The sequence below is a fragment of the Luteimonas sp. Soil_C_16 genome, from assembly GCF_057657295.1.
This window is the reverse complement of record NZ_JBDGIS010000001.1, coordinates 475,388-490,428: the sequence shown is the minus strand read 5'-3', so window position 1 is coordinate 490,428 and position 15,041 is coordinate 475,388. Positions and strand designations below refer to the sequence as shown.

Sequence of the window (15,041 nt, the reverse complement as noted above, 5' to 3'; positions counted from 1 at the left end):
GGGAGAGATGCGGGGATCGCGCGGTCCAAAACAACGTCGCTTCAATCTTCCCCGCGAAACATGCGCACGTGCTCGATCAGTGCACATAGTTTCGGCGGCAGGTTGCGGCGGTCGGGGTAATAGAGAAAGAAGCCGGGGAACGGCGGCAGATAGTCGTCGAGCAGCGTCACCAGTTCGCCGCGTGCGATCCACGGTGCGAAGGTCTCCTCGATGCCGATCGTCAGGCCGCCGCCGGCGAGTGCGGTGCGCACCATCAGCAGCATGTCGTTGGTTGTGACCTGCGGCTGCACGGCGACGTCGAAATCCTGCCCGTCCTGCACGAACTCCCAGCGATACGGCGCCACGCCCGGCGCGGGCCGCCAGCCGATGCAACGGTGCGCGACCAGGTCGCGCGGATGCGTCGGTGTGCCGTGTGCGTCCAGATAGCCGCGCGTCGCCACGACCACCTGGCGCACCGGTCCGGTCAACGGCACCGCGATCATGTCCTGCTCGATCACCTCGCCCAGCCGCACGCCGGCATCGAAGCCCTGGGCGACGATGTCCGATTCGTCGTCGGTCACGGTCACGTCGAGCGTGATCTGCGGATAGGCCTGCGCGAACGTCGCGACCAGCGGACCTGACAGGAAACGTTCGGCGATCGAGGTCACCGCGACACGCAGCAGGCCGCGCGGCGGACCGTCGTCGAGTGCGTCGTCGAGCGCGGCGCCGATCCGTGCCAGCGGCTGCGCGATCTGCTGATGCAGGCGGTGCCCGGCCTCGGTCAGCCGCACGCTGCGGGTGGAGCGCGTCACCAGCGCGACGCCCAGCCGGTCCTCCAGCTTGCGCATGCCCTGGCTGACCGCCGAGCGGGTCACGCCCAGCCGATCGGCGGCCGCACGGAAGTTGTCGCCTTCGGCGACCGCGACGAACACCCGCAGCAGGTTGAGGTCGAGATCCATTGGTTAGCCAGTCTAACCACAGCATCCAGTGCGTAGGGAGTTCTCGCGACACCGGGCCGTGTCTACCGTATCTGCACCGGGCCCAGACGCCCCATGCAGGAGTTCTCCCATGCAGCAGGACCTCAACGATCGCATCGTGCTGATCACCGGCGCCAGCAGCGGCATCGGCGCCGCGACCGCGCGCGAACTCGCCGCCCGTGGCGCCACCGTCGTACTCGGCGCACGTCGCGTCGATCGTCTCGACGCTCTGGTCGCCGACATCACCGCCGCCGGCGGCCGCGCCGAAGCGCGTGCGCTGGATGTGGTGTCAGCGGACGACATGCAGGCCTTCGTCGACCATGCACTCGCTGCGCACGGCCGTATCGATGCCCTCGTCAACAACGCCGGCGTCATGCCGCTGTCGCCTCTGTCGGCGCGCAAGCGCGACGAGTGGGACCGCATGATCGACGTCAACATCCGCGGCGTGCTGCACGGCATCGCCGCGGTGCTGCCGGCGATGGAACAGCAGGGCTTCGGCCACGTCATCAACGTCGCCTCGATCGGCGCGCACCAGGTCTTCCCCACGTCGGCCGTCTACTGCGCCACCAAGTACGCGGTGTGGGCGATCTCCGAAGGCCTGCGGCAGGAGACCACCACGCTGCGCGTCACCGTGGTCAGCCCCGGCACCACGACCTCCGAACTCGCCGACACCATCACCCACGCCGGTGCGGCCGAAGGCATGCGCGATTTCCGCCGCATCACGATCGAGCCCGAGGCCATCGCCCGCGCGATCGCATTCGCGATGACCCAGCCCGCCGACGTCGATGTCAGCGAGCTGATCGTGCGTCCCGTCGCGAGCCCGTACTGATGGCCGCCCGCACCGTGCCGCGTTGCTGCCGGCTCGCCGGCCTCGCGATCGCGATGGGACTCGCGGTGCCGGTGGTGTCCGCGCACGCCGGGGATGCGCAGGCGCAGACCGCCATCCACGACAACGCCGCGCAGATCCGCGCCGCATTCGAGGCCTGGCGACTCGGGCAGGGCAGCGTGTTCGACCTGCTCGCTGACGATGTCGTGTGGACCGTTGCCGGCGACAGTCCGGTCTCGGGCACGTACCGCTCCAAGCAGGTGTTCCTCGACGAAGCGGTCGCGCCGATCACCGCGCGACTCGCGACGCCGATCGTGCCGGAGGTCACGCGCATCGTCGCCGACGGCGCGCATGTGGTCGTGCTGTGGCAGGGCAGCGCCACCGCGCGCGACGGCAGCACGTACCGCAATCACTACGCCTGGCATCTGGAACTCGCCGACGGCCGCATCGTGCGCGCGACCGCCTTCCTCGACACCTGGGCGCTCGCGCGGTTGCTCGATCCGAGCTGAACGCGTCACCGCGCGCGGCTACACTCGCCCTCCGGATCTGGGGAGACCGCGCATGCAACACGAGACCGACGCCGCACCGCGGCCCGTCGACGGCACGCCGATGCCGGCCACGCCAGGTGGCCGCATCAGCTTCGAGCGCCTGCGCGAGCGCAGCGACGAACTCGAACTGCTGATTTCCGGCCTGCTGGTGTTCGGTCTGTTCACCGTGCCGGGGCGGCTGTTCGACGCGTGGGTGTCCAACACCGTCCACGCCGACGGCATGGCGCAGTACGCGATCTGGTTCGGCTTCGCGGTCGGCGTGGGCGTGAGCTACGCACTGGCGGCCGCGTTCATGACCCACATCGCGATCCGCGGCTACTGGGTCGGGCTGATCGGTCTGAAGGCGACCTTCCCCGACGGCGTGCGCTGGGACCGGCTCAGCTCGATGGGCCCGGTGTCGCGCGGCTACCAGCGCGCGCGCGTCGGCGACATCGGACAGGCGATCGACCGTGCCGACCGCATGGCGTCGATCCTGTTCGCAATGAGCATCCTGATGGCGCTGACCATCGCCGGCGTCGGCGTGTTCGCCATCGTGCTGATGGTGCTCGGCAGCCTCGTCGGCGCGCTGTTCGGCATGGCCGATCGCGTCGCGCTGATCACCGGCGGCGTGCTGTACGCGCTGTTCATCGCCGGCGCGGTGGCGATGGCGGTGTGCGAGAAACTGATCGCACGCCGCGACGCGGCCGGACGATCCAGCGACGGCCTGCGTCGTCTGCTGCTGCGGCTGTTGCGCGTCTACGGCGTGCTGGTGCCGCAGCGCCTGATCGGGCCGATGCAGTTCACGCTGCAGAGCAATCTCAACGGCCGCCTGTTCCTCGCGGTCTACGCGCTCGTGATCGGCGGCGCGATGGTGATCGGCGGTCTGCAGGTCATCAACTCGATGAAGTTCACCTTGCTGCAGGGCTACGAGGTGGTGACCGACGACGCCGTCGACCACGGCATGCTCGGCGCGCACTACGAGAACATGCGCGCCGAACACGATGCCCTGCTGCGCTATCCGATGATCCCGTCGGACCGCATCGCCGAAACGCATCTGCGGTTGTTCATCCCGCACCAGCCGCAGCGCGACAACGCACTCGCACGCCGCCTGTGTCCGATGCTGACCGACGGCCGCAACACCGCCGAAGGCGCCGCCGCCACCCGCAACGCCATCGACTGCATGGCCGCGATGTGGACCGTCACCATCGACGGCACCGCGATTCCGCTCGCCGACTTCGTGCCGATCGAACGTCGCGATCTCGGCATGCGCGGCCTCGTCGGTTACATCCCGCTCGGCGACCGCCAGCCGGGCCGCCACACGCTCGAACTGGTGTGGAACGCCGACGGCGGCGACACCGGCAAACAGCGGCGCCGCGAGTACCGCATCCCGTTCTGGTTCATCCCGCAGATCGCCGAGCGCGTGCAGCGGGATTGAGTCGTCAGCGCGCGTCGAGTGTGATGTTCGGATGCGCGGCGATGATCTCCCGCACCAGATCGAAGAACGTCGGACCACTGCCGGCCTCGAGCGCATCGAGGTCGCGCCGGAGGCGCGCCTTGTCGTAGCGGCCGGGTGTGTCGAGCTTGTCCTGCAGCCAGGCGCGCGTGGCGTCGATGCCGAGCGCGTCGCGGCTGTGCGCGAAGTCGGTCCAGACCAGTGTCGCCGGTGCATCGCCGTCGAGCGCGCCGTAACCGCCGTAGAGCATGTCGTCGAGCGCATCGAGGCTGTGGCCCAGCGGCCAGTCGACGCCGGCCATGAACACCCGGTTGACCTCGTCGTAGAACGACGCGAGATCGTGGATGCGGCTGCCGTCGAGGGTCAGGATGCGGGTCATGGCGGCGGTCGGTCCGGGGCCGGCGATCATCGCATCGACGGTGCCGTCGCCGGCTGATTGCCGCCCGCACGATCGATGCAGCCCTCGCATCGGATCCGACGGTGCGCGCCTCAGTTCTTGTGGAACGTCGGCGGCGGGAACGTCGCGATCTTGGCTTCCTCCACCGCCGCGCGCGCCGCGGTCCAGTCGTTGCGCAGGAAGGCATGGATCGCGCCGATCTCCGCATCGCTCAGATGCGACAGCTGCTCCCGCGCGACGATGCCCATCAGACTGCCCTGCGCATACAGATCGCGCCCGTCGCGCGCGACGCCGGTCCGCAGCAGCGTGGTGAACTCGGCCGGCGAATAGCCTTTGGCGAGCAGCAGCGGCGGCGCGTTGATGATCTGTTTAGGCGTCTGGTGATGGCAGTTCACGCACCCCACAATGTAGACGACATGCTCGCCGGACGGCGCGACGAGAGCAGGCGCCGCAACCGGAGCGGCCGCGACCGGTACCACCGGCGGCGCGGGCATGCAGGACGCCAGCCACGGGGCGCAGCACAGGGCGAGGGTGCAAAGCCGCGAGCGGGTCATGCGATGTCCTGTTTTCGAATGCGTCCATCGAAAGCAGACGTGGGCTGCGGCGCGATGCGGCCAGTGGCGGCGGTGAGGTGTGTCGTGGATGCGCTGCGGAGACCCGGTCGGCTCGCGCGGCGAAGCGCCGGACCTCGGCCGGCTGCGCCGTCGTGGGATCGCCGTCTGGGACTCGAAGATCAAGATGGATCCCAGCCTTCGCTGGGATGACGGACGATAGTTCGCAGGGACTGCGTTTGGCGTCATCCCAGCGCACGCTGGGATCCATTTCTGCGTCTGATCCAGCCACGCGCCGACGGCCAACCCGGCAGCAGCACTGATCGCTCAATCCGCCGCCGCCGGCGCGCCCATATTCCCTTTGCTGTACATCCCCGAGCGGTCGAAGCAGCACGCACGCCGCTTGCCCGAGCCCAGCATGTCGCAGGCAGTCGCCAGGCGCTTCACCCGGGTCTCCGCTTTTTTGCCGGACGTGATCCAGTGGATCCAGTCGCGACGTTGCACCGCGGTCAGTGTCTTCCACTGCGTGTGCGCGGGCGGATGATCGGCGAGCGCCTTGCGCACATCGGCGGGCACGGCCGGTTCGGGTTCTTCGGCAACCGGTGACAGCGCGAGTTCGACGCTGTCTCCCACCGCCACGCCCGCCGCCTCGCGCAGCTTTTTCTCCACCTTGAACCAGTGGCTGCCGGCGCCGTCAGGCGCCAGCGTCACCTGAAGGGGCTGGCCGGCCAGCGTGCCGTCGACGGTGACCATGCTGCGCGTGGGCAGCCTTGCGCTGGCCGCGGCTGGCAGGACGACGAACGTCCACGTCGCGGTCTTCGGCGTGGCCGGTCGCAGCAATCGAACCTGGCAGCGGATCGGAGTGGATGGGGGCATGCCGCGACGATAAACCCGCCTCGCGGGCGGCGCATGTGGCGACGGATGCTGTCGTCCGCGCACCACGTGTGAGACTTGGTGCCGGCCGCCAACCGCCCGCCCGTCAGACCCGACGGCACGCGCGCACGATCCCTCTGCCAGCGGTCTGGCGGGCCGTGCCCCGTTCGCTCCGACACCTGCCGCGCATCGGTCGCGATTTTGGTGCGCAAACCGACCTCGCCGTCACTTCATCGGGAGGAGGTTGGCCGGGCGGTGATTCCACCGGCAGGAGTAGATGATGGCGAACGACCAGAAAGACGCGAAGAAGCCGCAGCAGAAGTCGGGCTCCGGCGCGGGTGACAGCAAGGGCGCAGACGCGCAGAAGAAGGACGGTGGCAAGTCCTCCGGTGGCGGCAAGGGCTCTTCGTCCAAGAAGTGAGGCGCTGGCACAGGCAGTCAGGAAGAACGGCGCCGATGGCGCCGTTTTTTGTAGGGCGGATCAGGTCGGCTTGAGGCGTGCTTCGGTCCTTCTCCCTCTGGGACTACGTGCCCGCCGGGGTAGAGGGGTTGGGGTGAGGGTTCGGGCCATTGCAGCACTTGTCGATCGCATCGCCCCTCGACGCTTGCTGACGCGGCCGACGGCAGGCAGCACGCACCTCCGTAGGATGGGTAGAGCGCAGCGAACCCATCGGCTTCACTGTGTTAGGTCCTGCGTCGTCGCACGATCCAACGCAGACGTGAAGATCACAATGGATCCCAGCGTGCGCTGGGATGACGAACTGCGGGTTTTGTAGACGGAGCCCAATCACCGCGCACGGAGACACGCATGACCTGGTCTGCCACCCAGTACAGCCGCTTCGAAGACGAACGCACGCGCCCGTCTCGCGATCTCGTCGCTGCCATTCCGCGCGACAGCGTCGCGTACGCAGTCGATCTGGGCTGCGGTCCCGGCAACTCCACGCAGGTGCTGGCCGCGCGCTATTCGGACGCGACGATCCTCGGCATCGACAGTGCCGACGACATGATCCGCGCCGCACGCCAACGTCTGCCGGACGTCGCGTTCGAAGTCGCCGACATCGCCAGCTGGCGCGCCGAACGCCCGGTCGACGTGATCCTGGCGAACGCGTCGTTGCAGTGGCTGCCCGACCACGCGCAGCTGTACCCGCAGTTGCTGGCGCAGCTCGCCGACGGCGGCTGTCTCGCCGTGCAGACGCCGGACAATCTCGGCGAGCCGCCGCACCGCGTCGCACAGACGCTGGCCGCATCGTCGCGCTGGTCCGCGCGCATCGGCCATGTGCAGCATCCCGAACGCCACGACGCCGCGTGGTACCACGCACTGCTGACGCCGCTGTGCAGCCGTGTCGACATCTGGCGCACGACCTACTTCCATCCGCTGGCCGATCACGCCGCCGTCGTCGAATGGTTCAAGGGCTCCGCACTCGGCCCCTATCTCGCGCCGCTGGACGACGTCGAGCGCAATGAATTTCTCAGCGCCTATCTCGACGGCATCATGCGCGCGATGCCCGCACAGGCAGATGGCAGCGTGCTGCTGCCGTTTCCGCGTCTGTTCGTCGTCGCGCAGGTCTAACGAACAAGGCGTAGTACACGCATGCGTGAATCAGGCGCCGCTCAACGTGGCGGCGCGGACGTGCGTTCCAGATCATCTATATAGACATCCACGGGCGTCGACGCTTTCGGCGCGAGCCACGCGAACAGGATGCCGGCCGCGAACATCAGCACCAGAACGGATACGAGGACGCCCAGCAGGATCCGGATGCCCCGGGATGACGACGCCATGCGCTTGGGGTCGCCACACTGCGGGCAAGCGATCGCCCGGTCGCTGATCTCACGTCCGCATTCCTTGCATTGCACCAGAGCCATTCGAATCTCCTGTCGATGAAGTGGATCGCGCCTGCGCGACCGACCGGTCGACGCAGGAATCAGCCCCCAGACTAACGCCTGAGGTGAAGCGTCATCCCAACCGCACGATTCTTTCATGCGTCCTTTGCGAACGCGGCCACACACTCGCTGTTCCCTTCAACGGAGTGACCCGCATGGGCCTGTTCTCGAAAATCGCCGACCGCATCTTCGGTCGCAAAGATGCACCCGCGCCCACGTCCAAGCCTGCCGCGCCTGCGAAGCCGGCGGCCGTGATCTTCACCGGCAGCGAGAACGATCCCAAGGTGTCGCCGCCGTCGCACAACCCGGCGCCCACCGCGACTGCGCCCGCGCAGCCGGCCGAGCCGGTCGATGTCGAAGCGGTGCTGACCGCGCTCGCCGCCGAGAAGGGCGGTGCCAGCGACTGGCGCCGTTCGATCGTCGACCTGCTGAAGCTGCTCGATCTCGATTCCAACCTCGAGGCGCGTAAGGAACTCGCGGCCGAGCTCGACGTCAACGCCGGTGCGCACGGCAGCGCCGAGCAGAACATCGCCTTGCACAAAGCGGTGATGCGCAAGCTGGCCGAGAACGGCGGCAAGGTGCCGGACGATCTGAAGGACTGACCGCTCGAAGCGCCATGTAGAAGAACGGGCCGGCGCCGCACACGCGCCGGCCCGCTGCGTTTCAGTCGATCCCGACCGCGTGACGCGATCAGCCGCGCCCGGCAGGCTTCACCACCACATCGATCGCGCCATCAGCGCCGCGCGCCGCGCGCACCTCGAACAGCTGGCCGCCTTCGACATCGGTCATGAAGAACTCGACCGCGCCATCGGCCGCGAACTGCGGCGGATGGAAGCGGTAGCCACCGCGCTCGATCGCGCCGCGGTGCGCATCACTGGAGATGTTCGCCTCGGTCCTGGGCACGCGGCCCGGCGGCACGTTCTCGCCGAATGCGGCCACCGCCTCGGCCCACAGCGTCGGGCTCGCCTCGTCGCCGCAGGCGTCGAGCACGCGCGTCAGCGCATCCGCGTCGCCACGGCCGACGACTTCGTCGTCGTGCAGCACCGCATAGGTCTTGGTCGAGGCCGACAGCACATTGTTCGAGCGCACGCCCACCAGACGGCATGCACCTGCAGCGCCGTCCGGCACGTCGGTCACCACGACATCCGCCACCTGCCATCCATTGGCGTCCGCGGCCACTTCGGCCACGCGCTTGCTGGTCTCGTCCATCGTCTCCGCCGTCGATTCGGTTGGGGTGGCCGCGGGCGCAGCCGCCTGCTGCGCGCACCCGCTCGGGGCGACGATCAACAGACAACAGCCGGCGGCGTGGATCAGCTTACGCATTGGTCAGATTGTTCGTGCCCTCGGGCCCGGTGGTGACGCCGGCAGACTGTGACAGCTCCGGCGGCAAGGGTGTGCCATTGGTTTCGGCCTCCTTCTTCGCCTGCACCAGCGCGTTGACCTCGGCACGGGCGTTGTCGACCGTCAGATCGCTGCGCCCGAGAATCGTATTGAGATGATCCACGATTCCTTGCGCATCCGCGCCCTTCGCATCCAGCAGCGCGGCGAGGTGGTCGTAGCTGCCGTCCACGTTGACGAAGCCGGCCACGCGGTCGATGACGTCCGCGACCGTCGGCGTGCGGCCGTGCTGTGCCTGCGAGCCGACGTAGAACGCGCGGTATTCCTCATGGAACCCGTACGACGAGTTGAGGGACAGACTCTTGTCCCAGTTGCGCATGTGGTTCACCTCGTGCACGAAGGTGTGGCCGATGACCCGCAGTTCGCCCGAACGCGTGGAGTTCGCCGACATGTCGACCGGATTGTTGTCGGCGCCGATGTACGCACGGTTCATCTGGAACAGGTCGCCTGGCTCGGGTGGCACCGAGCCGTAGGCCGAGGTCTCGCCGAAGTCGAAGCGGTACGGCGCGTCATCGGCCAGGAACAGATCCAGCGTGTTGTCGATGATGGTCATGTCGCCGGCATCGTTCTGCGACAGATAGGCCACCGCCTTCAACGCGCGCTGGCTGTCGCCCAGATCGAACTCGCGGAACCAGTCCTTGCCGATCAACTGGCCGAGGTTCTCGACCGAGCGCGAATCGGGATAGTTGCGCACCTGGCTCAGCAGCGCGGTGCGCTCGTCGGCGCCGAACTGGTCGCTCGACTGGAAGTCCGCGCTTTCGATCAATGTCTTGAGTGCGGCCGGCAGACCGGTGTCGCCCGGCGTGCGGTTGGCCAGGGCCTCGGTCACCAGGCGCTGGTCCGCCGGCGACAGCGCCTTGAACTCCGGCGTCTGCAACAGCGCCGCTTCGCTCAGCGCGGCGGTGCGCTGCGCCGGCGTCATCGCCTGGAACGAGGGATCGCCGACCAGCGTGGCGAGATCGCGCGCGACCGACGTCGACGCCCCTGAATCGACGAACGCCTGCGCGACCAGTGCGCGGTCCGCATCCGGCAGCGCCGCGTAGGCCGGCGTGTTCTGCAGCGCGCTCGCCGCCGCAGCCCCTTCGGGCGTCAGGCTGCGCAGCAGTTCGCTCGCACGCGTGGTGTCGCCGGACTGCTGCAGCAGCTGCAGGGTGTCTTTCACCTCCTGCGGCACGCCGGGATCGGCGAGGGCGGCGGCGATGTCGGCATCACCCACGTTGCCGTCGCGCGCGGCGGAAAAGGGATTCCAGGCCGAAGACCGCTGTCCGGCCGCGGTGTCGAGCAGGGCGTTGTACGCGCCCGGTCCCGCCAGCTCCTGCGCGGCCGACTGCAGATCGTCGCGGCTGATGCGCCCATCGAATCCACCGGACCCGTTGGCGGTATCGAGATAGCGCTGCGAGACCGCGCTGTCGAGCAGGAACTGTGCGGCCTCACGCAGATCCTGCGGCGTCGACCCGTCGGCGATCAGGGCCTCGAGATCGCTGGTGGTGATCCGCGAGGCGTCGCTGAAGAAGCCGGTGTCGGCAGCGGCGGCGCGATCGTAGTGGGTGAGTAGCGTATTCGTGGCGGAAGACAGGGGATTGGTCATGGCCGGAACCTGGCGCGCGCGGGACGTGTCGTCAGCGTGCAATTTGCCCGTCACGTCGCCCAGTGGGGCCGCCCCTAGGGGCAACGCATGGTGTTCAGGTGACCACGTGCGCCATCCGCGCTGCCACGCGCGCCGAAGCGCCCTCGGACCTGCACCACCGCTGGATCACAACCCCTGCACGCCCGCGTTTGCACACCCGCTCGCGTTACGATGCCGGTCCCCACGCCGCACCTCCAGATTCCGCATGAAGGCCCGCACCTCCGACGCATTGCAGGCGGCATGAGCAAGGCGTTCCGCCGTCCGGAGGGACGCGCCCCGTCCCGCATCGAACGTCTGCAGCCGTGGTTCGCCGCGTGCGTCAGCGCGGTGCTGCATGTGCTGTTCGCGTATCTGTTGCTGACCTCCCAGCCCATCGTCTTCAAGACGCCGCAGGGTTCGTCGGCCGGCAGCCCGATGGCGGTGCAGTACATCGGCATCACCCCGCCGCAGCCGGTGACCGCGCCGATCGCGAGCCCGCCGCCGCAGACGCCGCCCACGCAGGCCGCGCCCGTGACCTCGCGCGTGGTGACCACGCGCGTCGAGGAGGCCGCCGAACCGGTGCCGCCCGACGAACCCGCGCCCATCGAAGCGCTCACCGAAGTGCGCCCGCCGCGTCCCGCGCCGCCGGCCCCGGCGACACCGCCGCAGCCCGTACAGTCGCAGGCCGCCGCCAGCCCGCCCGATGCCCAGCGTCGCGCGCGCACCTGGGGCCAGCCGCCCGGCATGCTGCCCGAGGCCACCGCGCCGGTGAACGCCGGTCGTGAACGCACCGCGCAGATCGGCCGCGGCCTCGGCCGCGATTCCACGTCAGACCAGCCCAGCCTCGAAGTCGGCGGCTACCAGGTGGTCTACGACACCACCAGCGAAACCCGTCTGCGCGAATGGCGCGACGAAGGCGTCACCGAACTCTTCATCCCGCTGCCGGGCACCCGCGACTACATGGTCTGCCCGCTGGAAACCGCGCTGCGCCGCGAGTCCAGCGACTGCCGCATGCTCGCCCCGGAAGATCCGGCGATGGCCAACATCCGCGATTCGCGCGAAGTCATCGGCTTCCACCGCGTCTACCGCCGCGGCGAAGTCGTCTGGCGCGGGCCGGGGCCGTACCGCTGATCCACCCGCGGCTGTCTTGATCGCGTCGCGACGGCCCGGCCGCACACTGCGCGTCCACACCGGAGACGCCGCATGCCGCGCAATGCCTGCCACCTGCTGGCCCTCGTGATCGCCGCCTGCCTGTCCGCGGGCTGCAGCCGATCCGACACCGCCGCGTCTTCCGCCACGCCCGACGCACCGGCCGCCGCGGCCACAGACGATCCCGCGCTGCGCAGCTACTACGACGGCCTGGTCGCCACGCACGGCGAAGACATCGCAACCTGCCCGCAGGCCGAGTCGCCCGATGCGCAGGCCTGCGCCGACGACACCGTCGCCGGGATGCCGGCAGCGCCCCGTCGCGTGCTGCTGATGCTCGATGCGTCCGGCTCGATGGCCGGCCGCCAGGGCAGCGAAACCAAGCTTGTGATCGCGCAGGACGCGCTGCTCGACTTCGCCCGCCGCATCGAAGGCGACGCTCAGGTCGCGCTGCGCGTCTACGGTCACCGCGGCGGCAACCGCGAACAGGACAAGCCCGAGTCCTGTCGCGCCACCGAACTCGTGCAGCCGTTCGCACCGCGCGACCCGGCCGCGTTCGAAACCGCCGTGCGCGCGTTCCAGCCCAGCGGTTTCACCCCGATCGCCGCGTCCCTGCAGGCCGCCGCACGCGACTTCGCCGATGGCGGCGCGAACAGCGACGGCAACGTGGTCTATCTCGTCTCCGACGGCATCGAAACCTGCGACGGCGATCCCGTCGCCGCGGCGCGTGCGCTGCAGGCCAGCGACATCGGCGTGGTCGTCAACGTGATCGGCTTCGACGTCGATGCGCAGGCCGAACAGCAGCTACGCAGCGTCGCCGAAGCTGGCGGCGGCGAATACCTCGCCGCGCAGAACCGCGACGATCTCACTGCCCTGTTCAACCGCCGCCTTGCTGCGATCAGTGCGCGCTTCAACTGCCGTATCGGCGCTGCGTCGGCGTCGTTCAATCGCACCGTCGGCACGCACTCCACGCGCCTGAACTGCATCGTCGGCAAGGCAGTCCGCGAGTCGAACGCCGTCATCGGCGCCGCCACGACCGACCGCAACGCCGGCCGCGCGACAGCAGCACAGTTCGACTACGCGATCCGTCGGGCCAGCGAAAAGCGCGAGGGCCTCATCGGACCCGCCAGGGCCGAATACGACGCTGCGGTGTCGCGTTCCAGCAATGCGCTCGAAGCCGGCGTGGACGCCGCCAATGCGGATCGCGAAGCGGCCACGCAGGACGCGCGCGACGGCGAGACGCGGTGATCCTGTCAGTCGCATGACTGCCGCCGCGCGTGATCGACGCGCACGGCAGATGGTCTGCGACGATGCCGCACCGTTCGCCGCAAAGCGCCTGCCATGACCCGGACCCTGTGTGCCCTGACCGCGCTGTGCCTGCTCGCCGGCTGCGCCAGCCAGGCGCCGCTGCAGATGCAGCGCAGCCCCGACGACGTCCGCGCCGAGATCCTGCGCAAGCTGCCGGCCCGCCTCGACGATCGCGCGGGCTGGGCGAACGACGTCTATGTCGCGCTCACCGCGCAGGACATCGCGCCCACCAGCGAACACCTGTGCGCCGTGCTCGCCGTGACCGAACAGGAGAGCACCTACACCGCCGATCCCGCGGTGCCGGGCCTGCCGAAACTCGCGCGCACCGAGATCGAGCGCCGCGCCGCCGCGGTGCACGTGCCGGACTTCCTGCTCAACGCCGCGCTGCGCCTCGAATCGCCTGATGGCCGCACCTACGCGCAGCGGCTCGAACGCGTGCGCACCGAGCGCGATCTGAGCGAACTCTACGAAGACTTCATCTCCATGGTGCCGCTGGGCCGCCGTCTGTTCGCCGACCACAACCCCGTGCGCACCGGCGGGCCGATGCAGGTCCGTATCGACTTCGCGCAGACCCACGCGCGCGGCTACCCGTATCCGGTGGAGCGCGACATCCGGCACGAAGTGTTCACCCGGCGCGGCGGCCTGTACTTCGGCACCACGCATCTGCTGGGCTATCCCGCGAACTACGACACGCCGCTGTACCGCTTCGCCGACTTCAACGCCGGCTGGTACGCCAGCCGCAACGCCGCCTTCCAGAACGCCGTCACCGAAGCCTCCGGCATCGACCTCGCGCTCGATGGCGACCTGCTGCTGCCGGGCGCGAATCTCGACGCCCCCGGCGCCACCGAACGCGCCGTGCGCGCGCTGGGCGGCCGCATCGGCATGGACGCCGCGCAGATCCGCCGCGCGCTGGCGCAGGGCGGCGAACACGGGTTCGAGGACACCGATCTCTACCGCCGCGTGTTCGCACTGGCCGACACCGCCGCCGGACGCGCGCTGCCACGCGCCGTGCTGCCCGGCATCGTGCTCGAAAGCCCCAAGATCACCCGCACCCTGACCACCGCGTGGTTTGCCAACCGCGTCCAGGAACGCTGGGAACGCTGCATGCAGCGGTGACGCACGCCGCGCGGCGCCCATACGGATGCGCGCATTGCACACGTCGTTTCGATCACGTCATCGAGGCGATACGCGTGCGGCGCCGGGACAAGCCGGCTATCGTGCCGTCCTGATCACGCAGACACCCCATGAAGAAGACCTACGACCCGCCGCTGACCGAGAACTCCAACTCGCCCCTGTTCCGCGTCGACCGGAACATCCGGCTGGCCCATCAGCGCCTGGCGACCGCGATCGACATGAAGCGCCATCACACCAGCCACAGCCTGGCGCAGGAAGTGATCAAGGAAGCGCGCGAATCGCTGCGCAAGGCGGACCACCAGCGCGAACTCAAGCTCAAGGACATCGCGCAGGCCGAGGCCGAATTCCAGGCGCGCCGTCAGCGCTGATTCGCGGGTAAGCGAACCTGACCCGGTGGCCGGCGTCGCTAGCGGTCGCCGCCTGCATCCTGGTGATAGCGCGCGGCGAACCGACCGTTCGACACCGTCATCAGCTCGGGACCGGGGCCGCCACCTTGACGCAGGAGCGTGCCGGAGAGCGTGCCCTGCACGCCGTCCCTGCCGATCGCCGTCAGCGTCACCGTGAAGCGGGTGCCGGCCGATCCATCGGCCGCATAGACCGCACGTCCTGTATCGCCAGCCATTTCGCCGTGATAGTTCGCACGCAACACGCTGTCACCAGCGGTGTAGGTGCCGGGGCGAAGGTTGCCGCCGCCAAGCTGGAAGGAGAAGCCCTGCGATCGCAGGTCTTCCCTTTCGCGGGCACCGACCGTGAGCGTGTCCACGCGTCGCGTGGAGCCGAACGCAAGCGCGGTGATGGACACGGGCAGCACAAGGTTCCGCCCGTCCAGTTCGAGCGTCATGTATTCCTGGGAGACAACGTCTCCACGGGTACTGCAGGCGGCCAGCAGCACCGTCACAGATAACGCCGCGAGGACGCGGGAGAGGAAGGGTGTCAGCTGCATCGTATGCAGGCTCCTGTCATCTGGTGGATTCTTCCGTCAGTT

The 15,041-nt window shown here is 69.0% G+C and carries 18 protein-coding genes; 10 read left to right on the top strand and 8 right to left on the bottom strand.

The window, feature by feature from the left end; translation table 11 throughout:
• Nucleotides 1-41 precede the first annotated feature (41 nt).
• Nucleotides 42-938 carry a LysR family transcriptional regulator gene (locus AC3A5T_RS02160; RefSeq protein ID WP_487627153.1) on the bottom strand — a complete coding sequence of 299 codons (897 nt, stop codon included), beginning with the start codon at nt 936-938 and terminating at the stop codon, nt 42-44.
• Nucleotides 939-1,047: 109 nt separating this feature from the next.
• On the opposite strand from AC3A5T_RS02160, the gene AC3A5T_RS02155 reads away from it, so the two are divergent.
• Genes AC3A5T_RS02155 through AC3A5T_RS02145 form a run of 3 tightly spaced genes read left to right on the top strand, consistent with a single transcriptional unit; the run spans nt 1,048 to nt 3,744 of the window.
• On the top strand, nt 1,048-1,785 hold the full coding sequence (locus AC3A5T_RS02155) for an SDR family oxidoreductase (RefSeq protein ID WP_487627152.1): 738 nt from the start codon (nt 1,048-1,050) through the stop codon (nt 1,783-1,785).
• On the top strand, nt 1,785-2,291 hold the full coding sequence (locus tag AC3A5T_RS02150; RefSeq protein WP_487627151.1) for a nuclear transport factor 2 family protein: 507 nt from the start codon (nt 1,785-1,787) through the stop codon (nt 2,289-2,291). The genes AC3A5T_RS02155 and AC3A5T_RS02150 overlap by 1 nt, the downstream gene beginning before the upstream one ends.
• 52 nt (nt 2,292-2,343) lie before the next feature.
• On the top strand, nt 2,344-3,744 hold the full coding sequence (locus AC3A5T_RS02145) for a hypothetical protein (RefSeq protein WP_487627150.1): 1,401 nt from the start codon (nt 2,344-2,346) through the stop codon (nt 3,742-3,744).
• 4 nt (nt 3,745-3,748) lie between these two features.
• Here the strand turns inward: AC3A5T_RS02145 and AC3A5T_RS02140 are convergent, their stop codons facing one another.
• From AC3A5T_RS02140 to AC3A5T_RS02130, 3 genes are all read right to left on the bottom strand, one after another.
• Nucleotides 3,749-4,141, bottom strand: coding sequence for a barstar family protein (locus AC3A5T_RS02140; RefSeq protein WP_487627149.1), 393 nt, complete (start codon nt 4,139-4,141; stop codon nt 3,749-3,751).
• Between the two features lie 110 nt (nt 4,142-4,251).
• Entirely contained in the window at nt 4,252-4,896 is a 645-nt protein-coding gene (locus AC3A5T_RS02135; protein WP_487627148.1) for a hypothetical protein, read from the bottom strand.
• Nucleotides 4,897-5,037: 141 nt separating this feature from the next.
• Entirely contained in the window at nt 5,038-5,586 is a 549-nt protein-coding gene (locus AC3A5T_RS02130; RefSeq protein WP_487627431.1) for a YdeI/OmpD-associated family protein, read from the bottom strand.
• A gap of 277 nt (nt 5,587-5,863) precedes the next feature.
• Between AC3A5T_RS02130 and AC3A5T_RS02125 the strand changes: the two genes are divergently transcribed.
• Both AC3A5T_RS02125 and tam read left to right on the top strand, forming a co-directional pair.
• The gene (locus tag AC3A5T_RS02125) at nt 5,864-6,004 is read left to right on the top strand and encodes a hypothetical protein (RefSeq protein ID WP_487627147.1); all 141 of its coding nucleotides are present in this window, start codon (nt 5,864-5,866) and stop codon (nt 6,002-6,004) included.
• Nucleotides 6,005-6,391: 387 nt separating this feature from the next.
• Complete coding sequence (gene tam / locus AC3A5T_RS02120; protein WP_487627146.1) at nt 6,392-7,153, top strand: trans-aconitate 2-methyltransferase; 762 nt, start codon at nt 6,392-6,394, stop codon at nt 7,151-7,153.
• Nucleotides 7,154-7,194: 41 nt separating this feature from the next.
• Here tam and AC3A5T_RS02115 read toward each other — a convergent pair whose 3' ends face one another.
• Nucleotides 7,195-7,446 carry a hypothetical protein gene (locus AC3A5T_RS02115; protein WP_487627145.1) on the bottom strand — a complete coding sequence of 84 codons (252 nt, stop codon included), beginning with the start codon at nt 7,444-7,446 and terminating at the stop codon, nt 7,195-7,197.
• Nucleotides 7,447-7,619: 173 nt separating this feature from the next.
• On the opposite strand from AC3A5T_RS02115, the gene AC3A5T_RS02110 reads away from it, so the two are divergent.
• Nucleotides 7,620-8,066, top strand: coding sequence for a DUF3597 domain-containing protein (locus tag AC3A5T_RS02110; protein ID WP_487627144.1), 447 nt, complete (start codon nt 7,620-7,622; stop codon nt 8,064-8,066).
• Nucleotides 8,067-8,154: 88 nt separating this feature from the next.
• Here AC3A5T_RS02110 and AC3A5T_RS02105 read toward each other — a convergent pair whose 3' ends face one another.
• A complete protein-coding gene (locus tag AC3A5T_RS02105) occupies nt 8,155-8,787 on the bottom strand; it encodes a hypothetical protein (protein WP_487627143.1) in 633 nt (210 codons plus the stop codon).
• Nucleotides 8,780-10,450, bottom strand: coding sequence for a hypothetical protein (locus AC3A5T_RS02100; protein ID WP_487627142.1), 1,671 nt, complete (start codon nt 10,448-10,450; stop codon nt 8,780-8,782). The genes AC3A5T_RS02105 and AC3A5T_RS02100 overlap by 8 nt, the downstream gene beginning before the upstream one ends.
• A 279-nt stretch (nt 10,451-10,729) precedes the next feature.
• Between AC3A5T_RS02100 and AC3A5T_RS02095 the strand changes: the two genes are divergently transcribed.
• From AC3A5T_RS02095 to AC3A5T_RS02080, 4 genes are all read left to right on the top strand, one after another.
• Nucleotides 10,730-11,599, top strand: coding sequence for a type II toxin-antitoxin system RelE/ParE family toxin (locus AC3A5T_RS02095; RefSeq protein ID WP_487627141.1), 870 nt, complete (start codon nt 10,730-10,732; stop codon nt 11,597-11,599).
• A gap of 72 nt (nt 11,600-11,671) precedes the next feature.
• A complete protein-coding gene (locus AC3A5T_RS02090; protein ID WP_487627140.1) occupies nt 11,672-12,862 on the top strand; it encodes a vWA domain-containing protein in 1,191 nt (396 codons plus the stop codon).
• Nucleotides 12,863-12,955: 93 nt separating this feature from the next.
• Nucleotides 12,956-14,038: a DUF1615 domain-containing protein gene (locus AC3A5T_RS02085; protein WP_487627139.1), complete on the top strand. Its 1,083-nt coding sequence runs from the start codon at nt 12,956-12,958 to the stop codon at nt 14,036-14,038.
• A gap of 128 nt (nt 14,039-14,166) precedes the next feature.
• Nucleotides 14,167-14,424 (top strand): hypothetical protein, encoded by a 258-nt coding sequence (locus tag AC3A5T_RS02080; protein ID WP_487627138.1) that lies wholly within the window; start codon nt 14,167-14,169, stop codon nt 14,422-14,424.
• A 38-nt stretch (nt 14,425-14,462) separates the two neighbouring features.
• Here the strand turns inward: AC3A5T_RS02080 and AC3A5T_RS02075 are convergent, their stop codons facing one another.
• The gene (locus AC3A5T_RS02075; RefSeq protein ID WP_487627137.1) at nt 14,463-14,999 is read right to left on the bottom strand and encodes a hypothetical protein; all 537 of its coding nucleotides are present in this window, start codon (nt 14,997-14,999) and stop codon (nt 14,463-14,465) included.
• Nucleotides 15,000-15,041 lie beyond the last annotated feature (42 nt).

Coding starts and splice junctions, on each gene's coding strand:
- AC3A5T_RS02160 (WP_487627153.1), bottom strand. CDS start 938: ATGGATCTCGACCTCAACCTGCTGCGGGTGTTCGTCGCGGTCGCCGAA.
- AC3A5T_RS02155 (WP_487627152.1), top strand. CDS start 1,048: ATGCAGCAGGACCTCAACGATCGCATCGTGCTGATCACCGGCGCCAGC.
- AC3A5T_RS02150 (WP_487627151.1), top strand. CDS start 1,785: ATGGCCGCCCGCACCGTGCCGCGTTGCTGCCGGCTCGCCGGCCTCGCG.
- AC3A5T_RS02145 (WP_487627150.1), top strand. CDS start 2,344: ATGCAACACGAGACCGACGCCGCACCGCGGCCCGTCGACGGCACGCCG.
- AC3A5T_RS02140 (WP_487627149.1), bottom strand. CDS start 4,141: ATGACCCGCATCCTGACCCTCGACGGCAGCCGCATCCACGATCTCGCG.
- AC3A5T_RS02130 (WP_487627431.1), bottom strand. CDS start 5,586: ATGCCCCCATCCACTCCGATCCGCTGCCAGGTTCGATTGCTGCGACCG.
- AC3A5T_RS02125 (WP_487627147.1), top strand. CDS start 5,864: ATGGCGAACGACCAGAAAGACGCGAAGAAGCCGCAGCAGAAGTCGGGC.
- tam (WP_487627146.1), top strand. CDS start 6,392: ATGACCTGGTCTGCCACCCAGTACAGCCGCTTCGAAGACGAACGCACG.
- AC3A5T_RS02115 (WP_487627145.1), bottom strand. CDS start 7,446: ATGGCTCTGGTGCAATGCAAGGAATGCGGACGTGAGATCAGCGACCGG.
- AC3A5T_RS02110 (WP_487627144.1), top strand. CDS start 7,620: ATGGGCCTGTTCTCGAAAATCGCCGACCGCATCTTCGGTCGCAAAGAT.
- AC3A5T_RS02105 (WP_487627143.1), bottom strand. CDS start 8,787: ATGCGTAAGCTGATCCACGCCGCCGGCTGTTGTCTGTTGATCGTCGCC.
- AC3A5T_RS02100 (WP_487627142.1), bottom strand. CDS start 10,450: ATGACCAATCCCCTGTCTTCCGCCACGAATACGCTACTCACCCACTAC.
- AC3A5T_RS02095 (WP_487627141.1), top strand. CDS start 10,730: ATGAGCAAGGCGTTCCGCCGTCCGGAGGGACGCGCCCCGTCCCGCATC.
- AC3A5T_RS02090 (WP_487627140.1), top strand. CDS start 11,672: ATGCCGCGCAATGCCTGCCACCTGCTGGCCCTCGTGATCGCCGCCTGC.
- AC3A5T_RS02085 (WP_487627139.1), top strand. CDS start 12,956: ATGACCCGGACCCTGTGTGCCCTGACCGCGCTGTGCCTGCTCGCCGGC.
- AC3A5T_RS02080 (WP_487627138.1), top strand. CDS start 14,167: ATGAAGAAGACCTACGACCCGCCGCTGACCGAGAACTCCAACTCGCCC.
- AC3A5T_RS02075 (WP_487627137.1), bottom strand. CDS start 14,999: ATGCAGCTGACACCCTTCCTCTCCCGCGTCCTCGCGGCGTTATCTGTG.